Raw genomic sequence first — 17,212 nt, forward strand, 5'->3', positions numbered from 1 at the left:
AGCTGTCAGAGCCGCCTGGTCACAGGCTGATCGCTACGGGCTCGATCAGTTGTCGACCGGACGGACCCGGATCCAGGTCTCCAGGTAGTTCGAGGACTCGTTCTCGACCTCGATGCTGGTGCCGGTCTTCGGGACCTGGACGCTGCTGTACGGGTTGTCCTTGGTCCAGTAGTCCTTCAGGTCCGAGAACTCGTCGACGCCCTTGGACTTCGGGATGACGGTCTCGACGCCGGCCTTGTGCAGGGTCAGCGCCGGGACGCGACGCGAACCGAAGGTCGAGTCGGCGCCGTTGATGCGCGGACGCATCAGGGTGCCGTCGGACCACTTGAGCGGGGTCGGGTGCGAGTCGACCGGCAGGATCAGGCCCTGGCCCGGGTGCGCGCTGACGTTGTTGTCGGTCTGCGACTCGTCCCAGTACCAGATCAGCAGGCCGGGCTGGTACGAGTAGTGCTCGACCCAGTTCGGCTTGTCGGCGAAGCCGAAGTTGTACGGGCCGGTCTTCAGCGTCTGGTCGAAGGACACGTACTGCCGGTTCTCCGCGATGTAGTACTGCGCGTAGTCCTTGGTGTACGAGCCGCCGAAGCGGGTGAAGCCGCTGGAGACCCAGCCGTTGTCACCCTTCTCGACGTCGTCGCTGAACAGGGTGGCGCCGTCGGCGACGACCGCGATGTTGTCCAGCGCGAGGCCACGGAAGTGCAGGCCGCCGTCGGTGGTGTTGTGGTAGCGGAACTGGATCTTCTGGCCGGCGTAGGCGTCCAGGTTGAACGACAGGTCACCCCAGGTGGCGAGCTGGCCGTTCACGGCCGGGCGGCCGTTCTCCTTGGGCAGCGCGGCGCCGTTCCAGGTGCCGTCCACGACGGTCCAGGTCTTGCCACCGTCGGTGGAGACCTCGCCGAAGGCGTAGTCGAAGTCCTGCTCCAGCTCGTACCAGGCCTTGGCGTTGATGCTGGCCTTGGTCTTGCCGGTCAGGTCGATGTCACGGGTGAGCGTGACGTTCAGGTTGTCGGCGCTGCCGCTCCACCACTCACCGGTGCCCGCGAAGGGCTTGTTGATCTCGGTGGTGATGCTCTTCTTCGGCAGGTCGACGATCAGGGCCTGCGGCAGGTTGGAGTTGTACTCCGCCGGGCCGATGTGGTGCGTCGACTCGGTGCCGGCCTTGGCGTGGTCGGCCTTCAGCCAGCCGAGCTTGAACTTGCTCCAGGCGTCGAAGTCGTTCGGCATGTCGCCGATCGAGTTCTTGCCCTCGCCGAGCCAGGAGCCGGAGGACATGATCGACCAGAAGCCGACCGAGTTGTCGATGCCCTTGCCGGCGGTGTCGTAGAGGTCCGGCAGACCGAGGTCGTGGCCGTACTCGTGCGCGAAGACGCCGAGGCCGCCGTTCTCCGGCTGCATCGTGTAGTCGCCGATCCAGAGGCCGGAGTTGCCGACCTGGACGCCACCGAGCTTGTTGCCCTCGGGGCCGGCGGAGCCGGTCAGGTTGCCGTAGACGTACGAGCGGTGCGCCCACAGGGCCTTGCTGCCCTGCTTGCCGCCACCGGCCGACTTGTCCTCACCGGCGTGCACGATCTGGAAGTGGTCGATGTACCCGTCGGGCTGGTTGAAGTTCCCGTCGTGGTGCGAACCGTAGCGGTCCCACTTGTCGTACGTGGCCAGGGTCGCCTTGATCTGAGCCTCGGTCTGACCCTTGGCCAGCTGGTCCTTGTACCAGATGTCCACGGCGTCGCGGATCAGGTCCTGGGCGCTGGCGCAGACGTTGGAGCCGCAGTAGTCCGAGCCGTACCGGGCCTCGTTCCACGGGACACGGACCCAGTCCTGGACCACGCCGTCGACCGAGTAGCGGCCCGAGGACTGCTTCTCGTAATAGGTCTTCAGCGAGGGCTTGTCCTTGCTGAAGTAGAGGTCCTGGTAGTGCTGCTGGTTGTAGTCAGCCTGCCAGGCGGTCGAGTTGTTGGTGGCCGGGTCCGGCTTCGCGATCTCGTTGTGCTTCGGGCCGGGCTCACCGCCGTACTTGACCTTGCCGTCGGCGGTCTTGGTGGTGTTGTCGACCTGGTCGCCGAAGTCGACGAGGATCGTGAAGATCTTGTCCGTGCGCTCGCGGGCGAGCTCCACGTACTTGTCCTTGCCCAGCTTCACGCTGGTGCTGCCGTTGTGCTCCTCGACCTGCGCGGTGCCGGCGAGCAGCTGGTCGGTGGCGGCCTTCTGCTCGGCCTCCACCTTCGCGGTCAGCGGGCCCGGGATGTTGTGCTCGGTGTTCTGGACGGCCTCGGCCGGGTCCTTCGGCGCGGGGGCCGAGCCGGCCGCGACGGCGGTGCCCGGGAACATGCCCGCGCCGAGCGTGACTATGACCGCTGCGGCGGTCGCGACCGCAGCGGTTCTCCTGGTGTTCTTCAACGTTGTGACGTCCTCCCCGACCGGGGCCAGCTCATGGCCAAAGCCCGGCAAACCAAAATGAAAGACAGGTGGACGTCATTTGATACAAGCGTGCATAAAAAAGATAGACCTTGACCGTGACATGGTCACGGCGCTATGCTCCGCGACTTCCCATCAGCTGACCATCTGTCAACCGTATGCTCATTAAAGCTGACTGAGAAATCGGACGCACCCATACCAAGCAGCACAGAAGCCCTGCACTTCTGCCGGTGCGGGGGAGCACTCCGGCGACGCGGAACGCACCGAGCCCCCGGCGCGAACGCCGGGGGCTCGGTTGCTGTGAAGTTGTCTGTTAAAAGTTGGGCTACTTCGTCAGGTCGGGACCGGACGAGGCGACCGCGGCCGGGGTGTCCGCGACGGCCGACTTCTCCTCGCCGCGGAACGTGAACTTGGCGTCCTTGCCCTCGCCCTCGACGTCGACGACGACGATGTGGCCGGCCCGCAGCTCGCCGAAGAGGATCTTCTCGGAGAGGTGGTCCTCGATCTCGCGCTGGATGGTGCGGCGCAGCGGACGGGCACCCAGGATCGGGTCGTAGCCGCGCTTGGCCAGCAGCTTCTTGGCCTCGACGCTGAGCTCCAGGCCCATGTCCTTGTCCTTGAGCCGCTCGTCCACCTTGGCGATCATGAGGTCGACGATCTGGATGATGTCGTCCTCGGACAGCTGGTGGAACACCACGATGTCGTCGACACGGTTCAGGAACTCGGGGCGGAAGTGCTGCTTGAGCTCCTCGCCGACCTTCGCCTTCATCCGCTCGTACCCGCTCTGGGTGTCACCCGTGGCCGCGAAGCCCAGGTTGAAGCCCTTGGAGATGTCCCGGGTGCCGAGGTTGGTCGTCATGATGATGACGGTGTTCTTGAAGTCGACCACGCGGCCCTGGGAGTCGGTCAGGCGACCGTCCTCCAGGATCTGCAGCAGCGAGTTGAAGATGTCCGGGTGGGCCTTCTCGACCTCGTCGAAGAGGACGACCGAGAACGGCTTGCGGCGGACCTTCTCGGTCAGCTGGCCGCCCTCCTCGTAGCCCACGTACCCGGGCGGGGAGCCGAACAGCCGGGAGACGGTGTGCTTCTCGGAGAACTCGGACATGTCGAGCGCGATCAGCGCGTCCTCGTCGCCGAAGAGGAACTCCGCCAGCGTCTTGGACAGCTCGGTCTTACCGACACCGGACGGACCGGCGAAGATGAACGAACCGCCGGGGCGCTTCGGGTCCTTGAGGCCCGCACGGGTGCGCCGGATGGCCTGGGAGAGCGCCTTGATGGCGTCCTTCTGGCCGATGACGCGCTTGTGCAGCTCGTCCTCCATGCGCAGCAGGCGCGAGGTCTCCTCCTCGGTCAGCTTGAAGACCGGGATGCCGGTGGCGGTGGCCAGGACCTCGGCGATGAGCTCCTCGTTCACCTCCGCGACGACGTCCATGTCGCCGGCCTTCCACTCCTTCTCCCGCTTGGCCTTGGCCTGCAGGAGCTGCTTCTCGTCGTCGCGCAGGGACGCGGCCTTCTCGAAGTCCTGCGCGTCGATCGCGCTCTCCTTCTCGCGGCGCACGTCGGCGATCTTCTCGTCGAACTCGCGCAGGTCCGGCGGCGCGGTCATCCGGCGGATGCGCATCCGGGAGCCGGCCTCGTCGATCAGGTCGATCGCCTTGTCCGGCAGGAAGCGGTCCGAGATGTACCGGTCGGCCAGGGTGGCGGCGGCGACCAGGGCGGCGTCCGTGATCGAGACCCGGTGGTGGGCCTCGTAGCGGTCGCGCAGACCCTTGAGGATCTCGATGGTGTGCGGCAGCGAGGGCTCCGCGACCTGGATCGGCTGGAAGCGGCGCTCCAGCGCGGCGTCCTTCTCCAGGTGCTTGCGGTACTCGTCCAGGGTGGTGGCACCGATGGTCTGCAGCTCGCCGCGGGCCAGCATCGGCTTGAGGATGCTGGCGGCGTCGATGGCGCCCTCGGCGGCGCCCGCGCCGACCAGGGTGTGCAGCTCGTCGATGAACAGGATGATGTCGCCGCGGGTGCGGATCTCCTTGAGGACCTTCTTCAGGCGCTCCTCGAAGTCACCGCGGTAGCGCGAGCCGGCCACCAGGGCGCCCAGGTCCAGCGTGTAGAGCTGCTTGTCCTTGAGCGTCTCCGGGACCTCGCCCTTGACGATCGCCTGCGCCAGGCCCTCGACCACGGCGGTCTTGCCGACGCCGGGCTCACCGATCAGGACCGGGTTGTTCTTGGTGCGGCGGGACAGCACCTGCATGACCCGCTCGATCTCCTTCTCGCGCCCGATGACCGGGTCGAGCTTGGCCTCACGGGCGGCCTGGGTCAGGTTGCGGCCGAACTGGTCCAGGACCAGCGAGGTCGACGGGGTGCCCTCGGCGGGCCCGCCGGCCGTGGCCGACTCCTTGCCGCCACTGGTCTGGTAACCGGAGAGCAGCTGGATGACCTGCTGGCGCACCCGGTTGAGGTCGGCGCCCAGCTTCACCAGGACCTGGGCGGCGACGCCCTCGCCCTCGCGGATCAGGCCGAGCAGGATGTGCTCGGTGCCGATGTAGTTGTGGCCGAGCTGCAGGGCCTCCCGGAGCGACAGCTCCAGGACCTTCTTCGCCCGGGGGGTGAAGGGGATGTGGCCGGACGGGGCCTGCTGGCCCTGGCCGATGATCTCCTCGACCTGCTGGCGAACGGCCTCAAGAGAAATCCCGAGGCTCTCCAGGGCCTTGGCGGCGACGCCCTCGCCCTCGTGGATCAGACCCAGGAGGATGTGCTCGGTGCCGATGTAGTTGTGGTTGAGCATCCGGGCTTCTTCCTGAGCCAGGACGACAACCCGCCGCGCGCGGTCGGTGAACCTCTCGAACATCGTTTATCGCTCCTCAGAGCGGTCGGGCAGTTCGGGGTCCGTCCCCGCCCTGTCCTTCCGCATGCTAGTCCCGCTCAGCGGCGCGGCCCACGGATTCACTCCCCGGTAGAGGAGCGAGATGCTGCGCGACCAGCCGACACCAATCCCAACCTGATGCTGGGAAACGGTGTTCCCACTGGTGGGCCGGATGCACCGGAATCCGCTACGCCATCGGCGAACAAGCGCCGCCGGGGCGCGGCCGGACCCTCTCCGACCGGTCGCGCATACTGCCCCTGGACGGGTCCGAGAACCCGTCCACCTGCATTCATACCCGGTATCGGGGTGGTTCTCGCGCAGTTTCCGCGGTGGCGGTGTTCGCCTGGCGAGAAGTCGGGCCGCGGTGACGGTGGTTGAACGGCGGCCCGGATGGTCGGTACGCCATCCCGGTGGTGTCCGCGTTACCGCTTCGCCCCTACAGCGTTGCACAGCTCGTGATTGTTCCGCCGCCCGAGCCCGCACCCCGGACGCCGCCCGGCACCGGTGGCGCCGCGGTCGTCCGGGCGCGCGCCGCGGGGCGCGGAGGAGAGTCCTCCGCGCCCCGCGCGTGTGTCGTCGTCGCCGTGTGCGGCCACCGGGGCCCCGCACCCGCTCCGGCGTGCCGGCGGCGCCGGGGTCAGGACGCGTTGGCCGCCTCGTAGGCCTCGCGGACACCGCTCGGCACGCGGCCGCGGTCGTTGACGTCCATGCCCTGCTCCTTGGCCCACGCGCGGATCTTCGCGGTGTCCGGAGCGCTGCCCGCGGTGCGCTGGGCGGCGCCGCGGCCCGGGCGGCGGGCGCCGGCCAGCCGACCGCTCTGCTTGCGGCCCTTCTCCACGTACGGCGCCAGCAGGCCGCGGAGCTTGTCCGCGTTGGCGCTCTTCAGGTCGATCTCGTAGGCAACGCCGTCGAGCGCGAACGTCACCGTCTCGTCCGCCGAACCACCGTCGAGATCGTCTTCAAGAATGACCTGCACCCTCTGTGCCACGGGCTTCCCTTTCCGCTAAACGACCCATTGCCTAAGGAAAGGAAAGCGCCTTTCTCCGAAAAACACAAACCCTTGACCCCGGTGGAGCGGCTCAGAGGTGCAGCAGCATGCGCGAGTTGCCCAGTGTGTTGGGCTTCACCCGCTCCAGGTCAAGGAACTCGGCGACGCCTTCATCGTACGAGCGGAGGAGTTCTTCATAGACATCCGTAGCGATCGCCGCCGGGTCTGTCGTACCATCATCGGTTTCCTGGAGCTCCCCGATCTCGACGAAACCGTGTTTCGCGAAGAACGGGACCTCGAACGTCAAGCAGAAAATCCGACGGACGCCCAGCCAGCGTGCCGTCTGCACCAGCTTCTCCAGCAGGAGGTGCCCGATCCCGAAGCCCCGGCAGACCGGGTCCACCGCGAGCGTCCGGACCTCGGCGAGGTCCTCCCACATCACGTGCAGGGCGCCGCAGGCCACCACGACGCCGTTGTCGTCGCGTTCCGCGACCCAGAACTCCTGGACGGATTCGAACAGTGTGACAGTGGGCTTGTCCAGCAGAATGCCGTCGCGCGAGTAGGCGTCGATGAGCCTGCGTACTGCCCGCACGTCCGTGGTCCGTGCGCGGCGGATGGTGACCTCCATGGCGGGACGTTATCGCGTCGCGCCCGGCGCGGTCTCCCCGGTATCCGGTGTGCCGGTATCCGGCCCGTCCGCCGCGGAATCCGCCCCCGGCGGATCGGACGGGAACAGAGCGGCGACCCGCAACGCGTCCCGGAGCGCCTCGCGTTGCTCGGGCGACATCAGGCCGAAGAAGTGCACCAGTGCCGCCGCCGGATTGTCGCTCGTGGCCCACGCGTCGTTCATCAGGGCCGCCGTGTACGCCTCGCGCGAGGAGACCGGTTCATATCGATAGGCCCGGCCCGCCCGCTCGCGGCGCAGCCAGCCCTTTCTGTGCAGCTTGTCCAGGACGGTCATCACGGTGGTGTACGCGATTTCGCGTTCCGACTGCAGATCCAGGAGAACCTCGCGAACCGTCACCGGTCGGTTCCACCGCCACACCCGGGTCATGATGGCGTTCTCAAGTTCGCCGAGTTGCCGGACCATAGTGCGGCCAGGATAGGGAGTGAATGGGGCAAATCTTGTGAAGTGCGCCAAACCGGCGCGCCGCCACCCCCGGGATTCGGGAATGGCGGCGCACCGGTCGTTCGGGGCGGCTGACGGCGTCAGTCGCGGGTTCGCTCGCGGTCGTCCGGGGCCCGGACCGGCGGGCCCGGGGAATCAGTCGAAGTCTTCCTTGGCCTTCTGGCTCCCGCCCTGGCTGCGGAAGATGGCCCGCACCAGGAACCCGAAGCCGATCGCCATGACCAGCGGCGGCACGATCGCGCTGACGTAGTCCATCAGGTCACTCCTCCTCGGTCTTCTCCGCCGTCGCGGCGGCGGCCTTCGGCTCCGGCTTCACCAGCGGGAAGAGCACGGTCTCCCGGATGTTCTTGCCGGTCAGCAGCATGATCAGGCGGTCCACGCCGAGGCCGAGGCCACCGGTCGGGGGCATCGCGTACTCCAGGGCCCGCAGGAAGTCCTCGTCCACCTGCATCGCCTCGACGTCGCCGCCGGCGGCCAGCAGGGACTGGGCGGTGAGGCGGGCGCGCTGCTCGACCGGGTCGACCAGCTCGGAGTAGGCGGTGCCGATCTCGGTGCCGAAGATCACCAGGTCCCACTTCTCGGCCACGCCCGCGATCGAGCGGTGCTGGCGGGTCAGCGGGGAGACCTCGGTCGGGTAGTCCTTGATGAAGGTCGGCCGGACGGCGTTCTCCTCCAGCAGGCGCTCGACCATCTCCAGCACGATCTGACCGTGGCCCCACTCCTTCTCGAACGGGATGCCGTGCGCGGTGGCCAGCTTGCGCAGCTCCTCGACGGTGGTCTCCGGGGTGACCTCGACGCCGAGGCGGGCGGAGACGCCCGGGTAGACGCTGACCTCCTCCCACGGCTCGGCCAGGTCGATCTCGTGCTCGACGCCGTGCGCGTCCACGCCCTTGATCACCGTGGTGCCCAGCGCGTCCCGGGCCGCGTTGACGATCGTCTCGCGGATCAGCTCGGCCTGGGTGTCGTAGTCGCCGTAGGCCTCGTACGACTCCAGCGAGGTGAACTCCGGGTTGTGGGTGGAGTCCGCGCCCTCGTTGCGGAAGTTGCGGTTGATCTCGAAGACCTTCTCGGCGCCGCCGACCACCAGCCGCTTGAGGTACAGCTCGGGCGCGATGCGCATGTAGAGGTCGATGTCGTACGCGTTGATGTGCGTCTTGAACGGGCGCGCGTTGGCGCCGCCGTGCACCGGCTGCAGCATCGGGGTCTCGACCTCGATGTAGCCGCGGTCCTCGTAGGTGCGGCGGATCGAGCGGACGACCTTGCTGCGCAGGTGCAGGATCTCGCGGGCCTCGGGGTTGACGATCAGGTCCACGTAGCGCTGGCGGACCCGGGCCTCCGGGTCGGTCAGGCCCTTGTGCTTGTCCGGGAGCGGACGCAGGCACTTGGCGGTGAGCTCCCAGCGGTCCACCATCACCGACAGCTCGCCGCGCTTGGAGGTGATCACCTCGCCCTCGACGCCGACCTGGTCGCCGAGGTCGATGTCGGACTTCCAGGCCGCCAGCCGCTCCGCGCCCAGCTTGTCCAGGGAGAGCATCACCTGGAGGTCGCCGGTGCCGTCGCGCAGGGTGGCGAAGCAGAGCTTGCCACCGGTGCGGGACAGGATGACCCGGCCGGTGATGCCGGCCCGCTCGCCGGTCGCGGTGTCCGGCTCCAGGTCCGGGTGCTTGGCACGCAGGTCCGCGATGGTGCTGGTGCGGGGGAATCCGACCGGGTACGGGTCGACGCCGGCCGCCCGGAGCCGGTCCAGCTTCTCGCGCCGGACGCGCATCTGCTCGGGAAGGTCGTCGGTCGCGGGAACAAGGCTCTGATCGCTCACCCCACAAGGGTAGCCAGCCACACGCCGTGCTCCGCGCCGGGACCGCGGCCGGCGGGACCGCCGCAGGTGGGAACGCGGGGAGGGGGAGACCGCCGGTGCGGTCTCCCCCTCCCCGGGTGCGGGTGCGGCTCAGCCGGTGCCGGTGGCGAGCTCGACGTCCTCCGGGGTCTGGTCGGCCGGCGGGGCGGGCCGGGCCGGGGGCTTGGGGCGGCGGCCGAAGAGCTCGGCGGGGGTGGGCATCCGCTGCGGGCGGGGCGGCGTCGTCGCGGCGCCGGGCTCGGCGGGCTGCTCCGGGCGGGAGTCGGTGCTGCTCATGGTGGTCCGTCCTCCTACAGGGGTGGGGTGACTGCTCGGGGGTGCGGCGGGGCTCGGTACGGCCACCAGGTGGCGCGGCTGTCCGGCGGTGAGGGCGAGCCGCTCGCGGACGGCGGCCTCGGCCAGCGCGTGGCAGCGCCCGGCCAGCCGGGAGCGGCGTGACCGTTCGCCCTGGCCGCAGGGCTGACGGGTCAGCCCGCGCAGCGCGGTGAGGTCCTCGGGGCCGGGCAGGTACCCGTCGGACACCGCCTCCTCCAGCCGTTCCAGGTAGCCGGGCGCGCTGCCGGGCAGGGCGGAGCGGTAGCGGCCGAGGTCGGCCAGCAGGAAGGCGCGCAGCCGGCCGCCCTCCTGGACGGCTTCGTCGATCGCCTCGGTGAGGCGCAGCGCGTCCTGGACGTCCTCCGCCCAGAGTTCGGCGCCCGGCCCGGCGAGCGCCGTCCGGTCGGGCCCCTGGAGGTGGACGGGGACGGCGGGGTGCAGGGCTTGGGCGAGGGCTCGGCGCAGCACGCGGACTTCGTCGGCGCTGAAGGCCATGCCGCCGCGCGATCCGTGTGGCGTAGGCATGGGCTGACACTACGTGACGAATATCCGATTTGTCGGTAACGTCGCGCCGGATTCCCCACGTTCGGCCGGGTGGTCCCCGGCCCGGGCGTCAGGCCGGCCGGTTGCGCTCGTAGACCAGGCGCAGGCCGATCAGGGTGAGCCAGGGCTCGTGGACGTCGATGGTGGTGGCCTCCCCGAGGACGAGGGTGGCGAGGCCGCCGGTGGCGATCACCTGGACGTCGTCCGGGTCCTTGGCGAGTTCCCGGGCCATCCGCTCGACCAGGCCGTCGACCTGGCCGGCGAAGCCGTAGAGGATGCCGGACTGCATGCCCTCGACGGTGTTCTTGCCGATCACGTTGCGGGGGCGGGCCAGCTCGATCTTGCGCAGCTGGGCGCCGCGGACGCCGAGGGCCTCGACGGAGATCTCGATGCCGGGGGCGATCGCGCCGCCGACGTAGTCGCCGCGGGCGTTGACGGCGTCGAAGGTGGTCGCGGTGCCGAAGTCGACCACGATGCACGGGCCGCCGTACAGGTGGTTGGCGGCCAGCGCGTTGACGATCCGGTCGGCGCCGACCTCCTTGGGGTTGTCCATCAGGACGTGCACCCCGGTCTTCACGCCGGGCTCCACGATCACCGCGGGGACGTCGCCGTAGTAGCGGCGGGTCACCTCGCGGAGCTCGTGGAGCACGGCGGGGACGGACGAGCAGATCGCCAGCCCCTCCACCGCGGCCTCCCGGACCGCGGTGTGGTTGCCCATCAACCCCTGCAGCAGCACCGCCAGTTCATCGGCCGTGCGGCGCGGATCGGTGGAGATCCGCCAGTGTTCCACCACGTCCTCGCCGTCGAACAGGCCGAGCGTGGTCTGGGTGTTGCCGACGTCGATGGTGAGGAGCACGGGGACGCTTTCTGCGAGTCGGGACGGGGCCGGGCGGTCCTGACGGTCAGGCGCGCAGGTCCAGGCCGATGTCGAGGATCGGCGAGGAGTGCGTGAGCGCGCCCACGGCCAGGTAGTCCACCCCAGTCTGGGCGACCTCGCGCGCGCTGGCCAGGGTCAGTCCGCCGGAGGCCTCCAGCTTCGCCCGGCCGTTCACCAGCGCGACGGCCTCCTTCAGCTGCTCGACCGTGAAGTTGTCCAGCAGGATCAGGTCGGCCCCGGCCTCGAGCACCGGCGCGATCTGGTCCAGGGTGTCCACCTCGACCTCGACCGCGAGGTCCGGGTACGCGGCCCGGACGGCCCGGAAGGCCTCGGCCACGCCGCCGGCCGCGACCACGTGGTTGTCCTTCACCAGGGCGGCGTCGGACAGCGCCATCCGGTGGTTGGCGCCGCCGCCGCAGCGCACCGCGAACTTCTCCAGCGCGCGCAGGCCCGGGGTGGTCTTGCGGGTGTCCCGGACGACCGCGCCGGTGCCCTCCAGGGCGTCCGCCCAGGCGCGGGTCGCGGTGGCGATGCCGGACAGGTGGCAGAGCAGGTTGAGCGCGCTGCGCTCGGCGGTCAGCAGGTCGCGGGTGCGGGAGCGGACCGAGAGCAGCACCTGGCCGGCCTCGACCCGGTCGCCGTCCTCGACGTGCCGCTCGACCTCGAACTCCTCCTCGCAGACCAGCGAGACGACCGCCTCGGCGATCCGCAGGCCGGCCACCACGCCGGCCGCGCGGGCGGTGAAGTCGGCGGTGGCGACGGCGTCGGCGGGCACGGTGGCCACCGAGGTGACGTCCTCGCCGCCGGCCAGGTCCTCGGCCAGCGCCAGGGTGGCGATGTCCTCGACCTCGACCGGGTCCAGCCCGGCCTGCTCCAGCAGCTCGGCCAGCTGCGGGTCCAGGCCGGTCTCGTAGCCCTCGCCGTCCCCGCAGGCGCAGCCGTCGCCGCAGCCGCCCTGCTCGACCAGGGGGAGTTCCTCGTGGGAGTGGGTCATGGTTCTACTGCTCCTCAGGGGTGCTGACGGGGTCGCCGTTGGCGGCGAGGGTGGTGATCAGGTGGCGCCGCCAGTGGGCGTCGTCGCGCTCGGGGAAGTCCTCGCGCCAGTGGCAGCCGCGGGTCTCCTCGCGCTGCGCCGCCGCCGCGACCAGGGAGGTCGCGACCAGCAGCAGGTTGGCGGCCTCCCAGGTCTCCACCCGGGGGTCGGCCGGCTTCTCCTCGGCCACGTGCGCGTACGCCTGCTGCGCGATCAGGGCCAGCCCGGCCGCGGTGTCGGCCATCGAGGCGGCCGAGCGCAGGATGCCCGCGCCGCGCGACATCAGCCGCTGGATCTCGGCGCGCGCCTCGGACGGGGGCAGCGGGACGGGGTGCGCGGCGCGCGCCGCGGCCACGTCCACGGTGCGCTCGGGCAGGCGGCCGGCCGCGTGCCGGCCGGCCAGGTCGGCCGCGATCCGCTCGGCGAAGACCAGGCCCTCCAGCAGCGAGTTGGAGGCCAGCCGGTTGGCGCCGTGCACGCCGGTGCAGGCGACCTCGCCGCAGGCGTACAGGCCGGGGACGGTGGTGCGGCCGTGCCGGTCGGTGCGGACGCCGCCGGAGGCGAAGTGCGCGGCCGGGGCGATCGGGATCGGCTCGGTGACCGGGTCGATGCCGTGGGCGCGGCAGGAGGCGAGGATGGTCGGGAAGCGCTCCGCCCACATCTCGGCGCCGAAGTGCCGCCCGTCCAGGTACATGTGCTCGGCGCCCTGCTCCTGCATCCGCCGGGTGATCGCCTTGGCGACGACGTCGCGCGGGGCCAGCTCGGCCAGCTCGTGCTGCCCGACCATGAACCGGACGCCGTCCGCGTCCACCAGGTGGGCGCCCTCGCCGCGGACGGCCTCGGAGACCAGCGGCTGCTGCCCCTCGGCGTCCGGGCCGAGCCAGAGCACCGTCGGGTGGAACTGGACGAACTCCAGGTCGGTGACGGCCGCGCCGGCCCGCAGGGCGAGCGCCACGCCGTCCCCGGTGGAGACCGCCGGGTTGGTGGTGGCGGAGAAGACCTGGCCCATGCCGCCGGTGGCGAGCACCACCGCGCGGGCCCGGACGGCGCCGACGCCGTCGCGCTGGCCCTCGCCCATCACGTGCAGGGTGAGTCCGGCGGCGTGGCCGTCGGAGTCGGTGAGCAGGTCGAGCACCAGCGCGTGCTCGATCAGCTCGATCTCCGGAGCGGCGCGGACGGCCGCGACCAGGGCGCGCGATATCTCGGCGCCGGTGGCGTCCCCGCCGGCGTGCACGATCCGGCGGCGGTGGTGGCCGCCCTCGCGGGTCAGCAGGACCTCGCCGTCCTCGCCGCGGTCGAAGGCGGCGCCGTTGGCGATCAGCCGGCGGACGGCGTCCGGGCCCTCGGTGACCAGGGTGCGCACGGCCTCCTCGTCACAGATCCCGGCGCCGGCCACCAGGGTGTCGTCCAGGTGTTGCTCGGGGGTGTCCCCCTCGCCCAGGGCGGCCGCGACGCCGCCCTGGGCCCAGCGGGTGGAGCCGTCGTCCAGCATCGCCTTGGTGACCACCAAGGCCCGCAGGCCGGCTTTGCGGACGTCGAGCGCGACGGTGAGGCCGGCGACCCCGGAGCCGACCACGACCACGTCGGTGGTGGCGGTCCAGCCGGGGGCCGGGGCGGTGAGGCGGTGCGTGGACATGGGTGGGTGACTCCTTCAGCGCGAGGCGGCGGTGGCCGCGCCGTTGTCGCCACCGTACGCCGCGTCGCCGCGCAGCAGTCCGGTGCCCTCCCGGGCTTCGGCGGGGTCGCCGCCCAGGCCGGTGATCCGGTTCCGCTCGTCCACGAAGACGATCTTCGGCTCGTAGCCCTTGGCCTCGGCCGTGTCCATCTGCCCGTAGGCGATGAGGATGACCAGGTCACCGGGGTGGACCAGGCGGGCGGCGGCGCCGTTGATGCCGATCACGCCGGAGCCGCGCGGGCCGGCGATGGTGTACGTCTCCAGCCGGGCGCCGTTGTTGATGTCGACGATGTGGACCAGCTCGCCGGGGAGCAGGTCGGCGGCGTCGAGCAGGTCCTCGTCCACCGTGACGGAGCCGACGTAGTGCAGGTCGGCCTGGGTCACGGTGGCCCGGTGGATCTTGGACTTGAGCATGGTGCGGAGCATTGCGGGTCACGCCTCCTGTGAGTGCATGCCTGAAGGGGTCGGAACTGCCGGAACGCCGGGCTACCGGACGATTCCGTGCTTGATGCCCATCCGCCTAGCGGCAGATGAGGTGGACGTTGTCGATCAGGCGGGTCGAGCCCACCTTCGCGGCCACGGCCAGCACCGCCTCGCCCTGGAAGTCGTCCGCCGCCTCGGAGAAGTCGTGCGGGTCGATCAGGGCGAGGTAGTCGAGGGTGATGCCCTCGGCGGCGTCGAGGACGGCCGAGGCGGCCTCGCGCACGGCCTTCGGGCCCTGGGCGGCGGCGTCCCGGCCGGCGAACAGGGCCTTGGACAGGGCCAGGGCGTGGGTGCGCTCCTCCTCCGAGAGGTAGCGGTTGCGCGAGGACAGCGCCAGACCGTCCTCCTCGCGGATCGTCGGCACGCCGACCACCTCGACGTCGAAGTCCAGGTCGGCGACCATCCGCCGGATGACCGCCAGCTGCTGGGCGTCCTTCTCGCCGAAGAAGGCGAAGTCCGGGTCGGTGATGTGCAGCAGCTTGGCGACCACGGTCAGCACGCCGTCGAAGTGGCCGGGGCGGGTGGCGCCCTCGAAGCGCTCGCCCATCGGGCCCGCCACGATGCGCACCTGCGGCTCGCCGTTCGGGTAGACCTCCTCGACGGACGGGGCGAACACCACGTCGGCGCCGTTCTCCTCGGCCAGCTTCACGTCGGCGTCGAGGGTGCGCGGGTAGCGCTCCAGGTCCTCGCCGGCGCCGAACTGCAGCGGGTTGACGAAGACCGTCACCGCGACCCGGCCCTCCCGGCCGACCTGCTTGCGGGCGGCCCGGATCAGCGCGGCGTGGCCCTCGTGCAGCGCGCCCATGGTCATCACGACGGCGTTGTCGACGGGCTGCTCGTCCGGCCAGAACGCGGCCTCGAAGTCGTCCACGGTGCGGGTGACCACGGCCCGGTGGACCTTCGGCGTCCGCTGGGGCTTGCTCGGCTGCTTTCCGCGTGCCATCTCTAGCGCTTCTCCTCGTTCAGTACGTCCAGCAGCGCCGCCGCCGACGTTTCGTCGATCGATCCGCGGGCGAGCGCCCGCTGCGCGGTGGCACGGGCCATCGCGCGGTAGGCCGCCGGGATGTCGGGGGACACCGTACTGAGCTGCGCCAGGTGGCGCCGCACGGTGCCCGCGTCGCCCCGGGCGACCGGGCCGGTCAGGGCCGCGTCGCCGGAGCGCAGGCTGTTGTCCAGCGCGGCGCCGAGCAGCGGACCGAGCATCCGGCCGGGCTCGGCGACGCCGGCCGTGCGCAGCAGCTCCATCGCCTGCGCGACCAGCGTGACCAGGTGGTTCGCGCCGTGCGCGAGGGCGGTGTGGTAGAGCGGGCGGACCTCCTCGGGCACCCACTCGGGCTCGCCGCCCATCTCCACCACCAGCGCCTCGGCGACCGGCCGCAGCTCCTCGGGGGCGGTCACCCCGAACGGGCAGCCGGCCAGCCGGGCCAGGTCGACGGAGGTGCCGGTGAAGGTCATCGCCGGGTGCAGGGCCAGCGGCAGCGCCCCGGCCCGGGTGGCGGGCTCCAGTACGGCGACGCCGTGCGCGCCGGAGGTGTGCACGACCAGCTGCCCGGGGCGGACCGCGCCGGTCGAGGCCAGACCGGCCACCAGGTCGGCCAGCGCGTCGTCCGGGACGGTCAGCAGGACGAGGTCGGCGGCGGCCAGCACCTGCGGCGGGGTGACGATCCGCACCCCCGGCAGCAGCGACTCGGCGCGGCGGCGGGAGGTGGCGGACACCCCGGAGGCGGCGACCACGGTGTGCCCGGCCAGCTGCAGCGCGGCGCCCAGCGCGGGGCCGACCCGGCCGGTGCCGACCACGCCGACGGCGAGGCGGGCCGGCCGGTTGCCGGGATCGCTCGGGTCGCCGAGACCGTCGGCGAGCGGGGCGAACTCGCCGAAGTCGGCGAAGTCGGACGGATCCACGCGTCCACCCTTGTCCTGATTGGCCGTTCCGGTCCACTCGTCGGGTACCGGACGTACCGCCCCAGTCTACGGTCGGCGTCCGACCACCAGGGAGGCTCGGGTACCGGCCCGGCGGCGGGCCCGGTGCGGGCTCAGTCGGTGGCCCCGGCCCGGATCAGCCCGGCCTCGTACGCCAGCACCACGGCCTGGACCCGGTCGCGCAGGCCGAGCTTGGCCAGGATCCGGCCGACGTGGGTCTTCACCGTGGCCTCGGAGAGCACCAGCCGGGCCGCGATCTCACCGTTCGACAGACCCTGGGCGACCAGCAGGAACACCTCCCGCTCGCGCTCGGTCAGCGGGCCGAGGACGTCCGAGCCGGGCGCGCTCTGCGGGGTGGGCAGCACCTCGGCGAAACGGTCGATCATCCGGCGGGTGGTGGTCGGGGCGACCACCGCGTCCCCGCCGTGCACCGCGCGGATCGCGGCCACCAGCTCGGTCGGCGGGACGTCCTTGAGCAGGAAGCCGCTGGCGCCGGCCTTGAGCGCGGCGAAGGCGTACTCGTCCAGGTCGAAGGTGGTGAGGATCAGCACGTGCGGGGCGTTCGGCAGCGGGCTGCCGTCCTCGGCCAGGCAGATCCGGCGGGTCGCCTGCACGCCGTCCAGGCGGGGCATCCGGACGTCCATCAGGATCACGTCCACCTCGGTGTGCCGCAGCAACTCCAGGGCCCGCGCGCCGTCGCCCGCCTCGGCGGCGATCTCGATGTCCCCCTGCGACTGGAGGATCATCCGGAAGCCGGTGCGCAGCAGTTCCTGGTCGTCGACGAGCATCACGCGGATGGTCAAGGTGACTCCTAAGAAGGGGGAGGGGGCATCAGTGTGCGGCCTTGAGCGGGAGGACGGCGCGGATCCGGAAACCGCCGCCCGGGCGGGGGCCCACGTCCAGGCTGCCGCTGACCATGCCGACCCGTTCGCGCATGCCGATCAGGCCGTGGCCCAGCCCGTCCACGCCGCCGGAGGCCAGCTGTTCGGCGGTGCTGCCCCGCCCGTCGTCCTCCACCAGGACGGCCAGCTCGCGCTCGCCGAAGTCGACCGCGACGCGGGCGTGGGCGTCGGGGCCGCCGTGCTTGCGGACGTTGGTGAGGGCTTCCTGGACGATCCGGTAGAC

15 protein-coding genes are annotated in these 17,212 nt (G+C 71.1%); all 15 read right to left on the reverse strand.

Features of this window, described 5'->3' with window-relative positions; all coding sequences use genetic code 11:
* Window positions 1-45 precede the first annotated feature (45 nt).
* Window positions 46-2,322, reverse strand: a complete 2,277-nt coding sequence (locus tag ACIRD3_RS27955) for an immune inhibitor A domain-containing protein (RefSeq protein ID WP_402222003.1) — start codon at window positions 2,320-2,322, stop codon at window positions 46-48.
* A 412-nt stretch (window positions 2,323-2,734) separates the two neighbouring features.
* Window positions 2,735-5,254 (reverse strand): ATP-dependent Clp protease ATP-binding subunit, encoded by a 2,520-nt coding sequence (locus tag ACIRD3_RS27960; protein WP_402221961.1) that lies wholly within the window; start codon window positions 5,252-5,254, stop codon window positions 2,735-2,737.
* A 652-nt stretch (window positions 5,255-5,906) separates the two neighbouring features.
* A complete protein-coding gene (locus tag ACIRD3_RS27965; RefSeq protein ID WP_402221963.1) occupies window positions 5,907-6,257 on the reverse strand; it encodes an Lsr2 family protein in 351 nt (116 codons plus the stop codon).
* Window positions 6,258-6,348: 91 nt separating this feature from the next.
* A complete protein-coding gene (locus tag ACIRD3_RS27970; protein WP_402221966.1) occupies window positions 6,349-6,885 on the reverse strand; it encodes an amino-acid N-acetyltransferase in 537 nt (178 codons plus the stop codon).
* A gap of 9 nt (window positions 6,886-6,894) precedes the next feature.
* Window positions 6,895-7,347, reverse strand: a complete 453-nt coding sequence (locus ACIRD3_RS27975) for a BlaI/MecI/CopY family transcriptional regulator (protein WP_402221969.1) — start codon at window positions 7,345-7,347, stop codon at window positions 6,895-6,897.
* Between the two features lie 298 nt (window positions 7,348-7,645).
* Window positions 7,646-9,202 carry a bifunctional lysylphosphatidylglycerol synthetase/lysine--tRNA ligase LysX gene (gene lysX, locus ACIRD3_RS27980; RefSeq protein ID WP_402221971.1) on the reverse strand — a complete coding sequence of 519 codons (1,557 nt, stop codon included), beginning with the start codon at window positions 9,200-9,202 and terminating at the stop codon, window positions 7,646-7,648.
* Between the two features lie 129 nt (window positions 9,203-9,331).
* Window positions 9,332-10,081 carry a hypothetical protein gene (locus ACIRD3_RS27985; protein ID WP_402221974.1) on the reverse strand — a complete coding sequence of 250 codons (750 nt, stop codon included), beginning with the start codon at window positions 10,079-10,081 and terminating at the stop codon, window positions 9,332-9,334.
* An 88-nt stretch (window positions 10,082-10,169) separates the two neighbouring features.
* Window positions 10,170-10,955: a type III pantothenate kinase gene (locus ACIRD3_RS27990; protein ID WP_402221976.1), complete on the reverse strand. Its 786-nt coding sequence runs from the start codon at window positions 10,953-10,955 to the stop codon at window positions 10,170-10,172.
* A gap of 46 nt (window positions 10,956-11,001) precedes the next feature.
* Window positions 11,002-11,970 (reverse strand): carboxylating nicotinate-nucleotide diphosphorylase, encoded by a 969-nt coding sequence (nadC, locus tag ACIRD3_RS27995; RefSeq protein WP_402221979.1) that lies wholly within the window; start codon window positions 11,968-11,970, stop codon window positions 11,002-11,004.
* A gap of 4 nt (window positions 11,971-11,974) precedes the next feature.
* Complete coding sequence (locus ACIRD3_RS28000) at window positions 11,975-13,645, reverse strand: L-aspartate oxidase (RefSeq protein WP_402221982.1); 1,671 nt, start codon at window positions 13,643-13,645, stop codon at window positions 11,975-11,977.
* 15 nt (window positions 13,646-13,660) lie between these two features.
* Window positions 13,661-14,110 carry an aspartate 1-decarboxylase gene (gene panD, locus ACIRD3_RS28005; protein WP_402221985.1) on the reverse strand — a complete coding sequence of 150 codons (450 nt, stop codon included), beginning with the start codon at window positions 14,108-14,110 and terminating at the stop codon, window positions 13,661-13,663.
* 94 nt (window positions 14,111-14,204) lie between these two features.
* Entirely contained in the window at window positions 14,205-15,110 is a 906-nt protein-coding gene (gene panC / locus ACIRD3_RS28010; protein WP_402221988.1) for a pantoate--beta-alanine ligase, read from the reverse strand.
* A gap of 2 nt (window positions 15,111-15,112) precedes the next feature.
* Window positions 15,113-15,964 carry a Rossmann-like and DUF2520 domain-containing protein gene (locus ACIRD3_RS28015; RefSeq protein ID WP_402222006.1) on the reverse strand — a complete coding sequence of 284 codons (852 nt, stop codon included), beginning with the start codon at window positions 15,962-15,964 and terminating at the stop codon, window positions 15,113-15,115.
* 236 nt (window positions 15,965-16,200) lie between these two features.
* Window positions 16,201-16,890: a response regulator gene (locus tag ACIRD3_RS28020; RefSeq protein WP_402221991.1), complete on the reverse strand. Its 690-nt coding sequence runs from the start codon at window positions 16,888-16,890 to the stop codon at window positions 16,201-16,203.
* A gap of 28 nt (window positions 16,891-16,918) precedes the next feature.
* A partial coding sequence (locus ACIRD3_RS28025; RefSeq protein ID WP_402221994.1) for a sensor histidine kinase occupies window positions 16,919-17,212 on the reverse strand: 294 nt, incomplete at its 5' end.

Origin of the sequence: Kitasatospora sp. NPDC093550 (assembly GCF_044764985.1) — a bacterium.
Lineage (GTDB): Bacteria > Actinomycetota > Actinomycetes > Streptomycetales > Streptomycetaceae > Kitasatospora.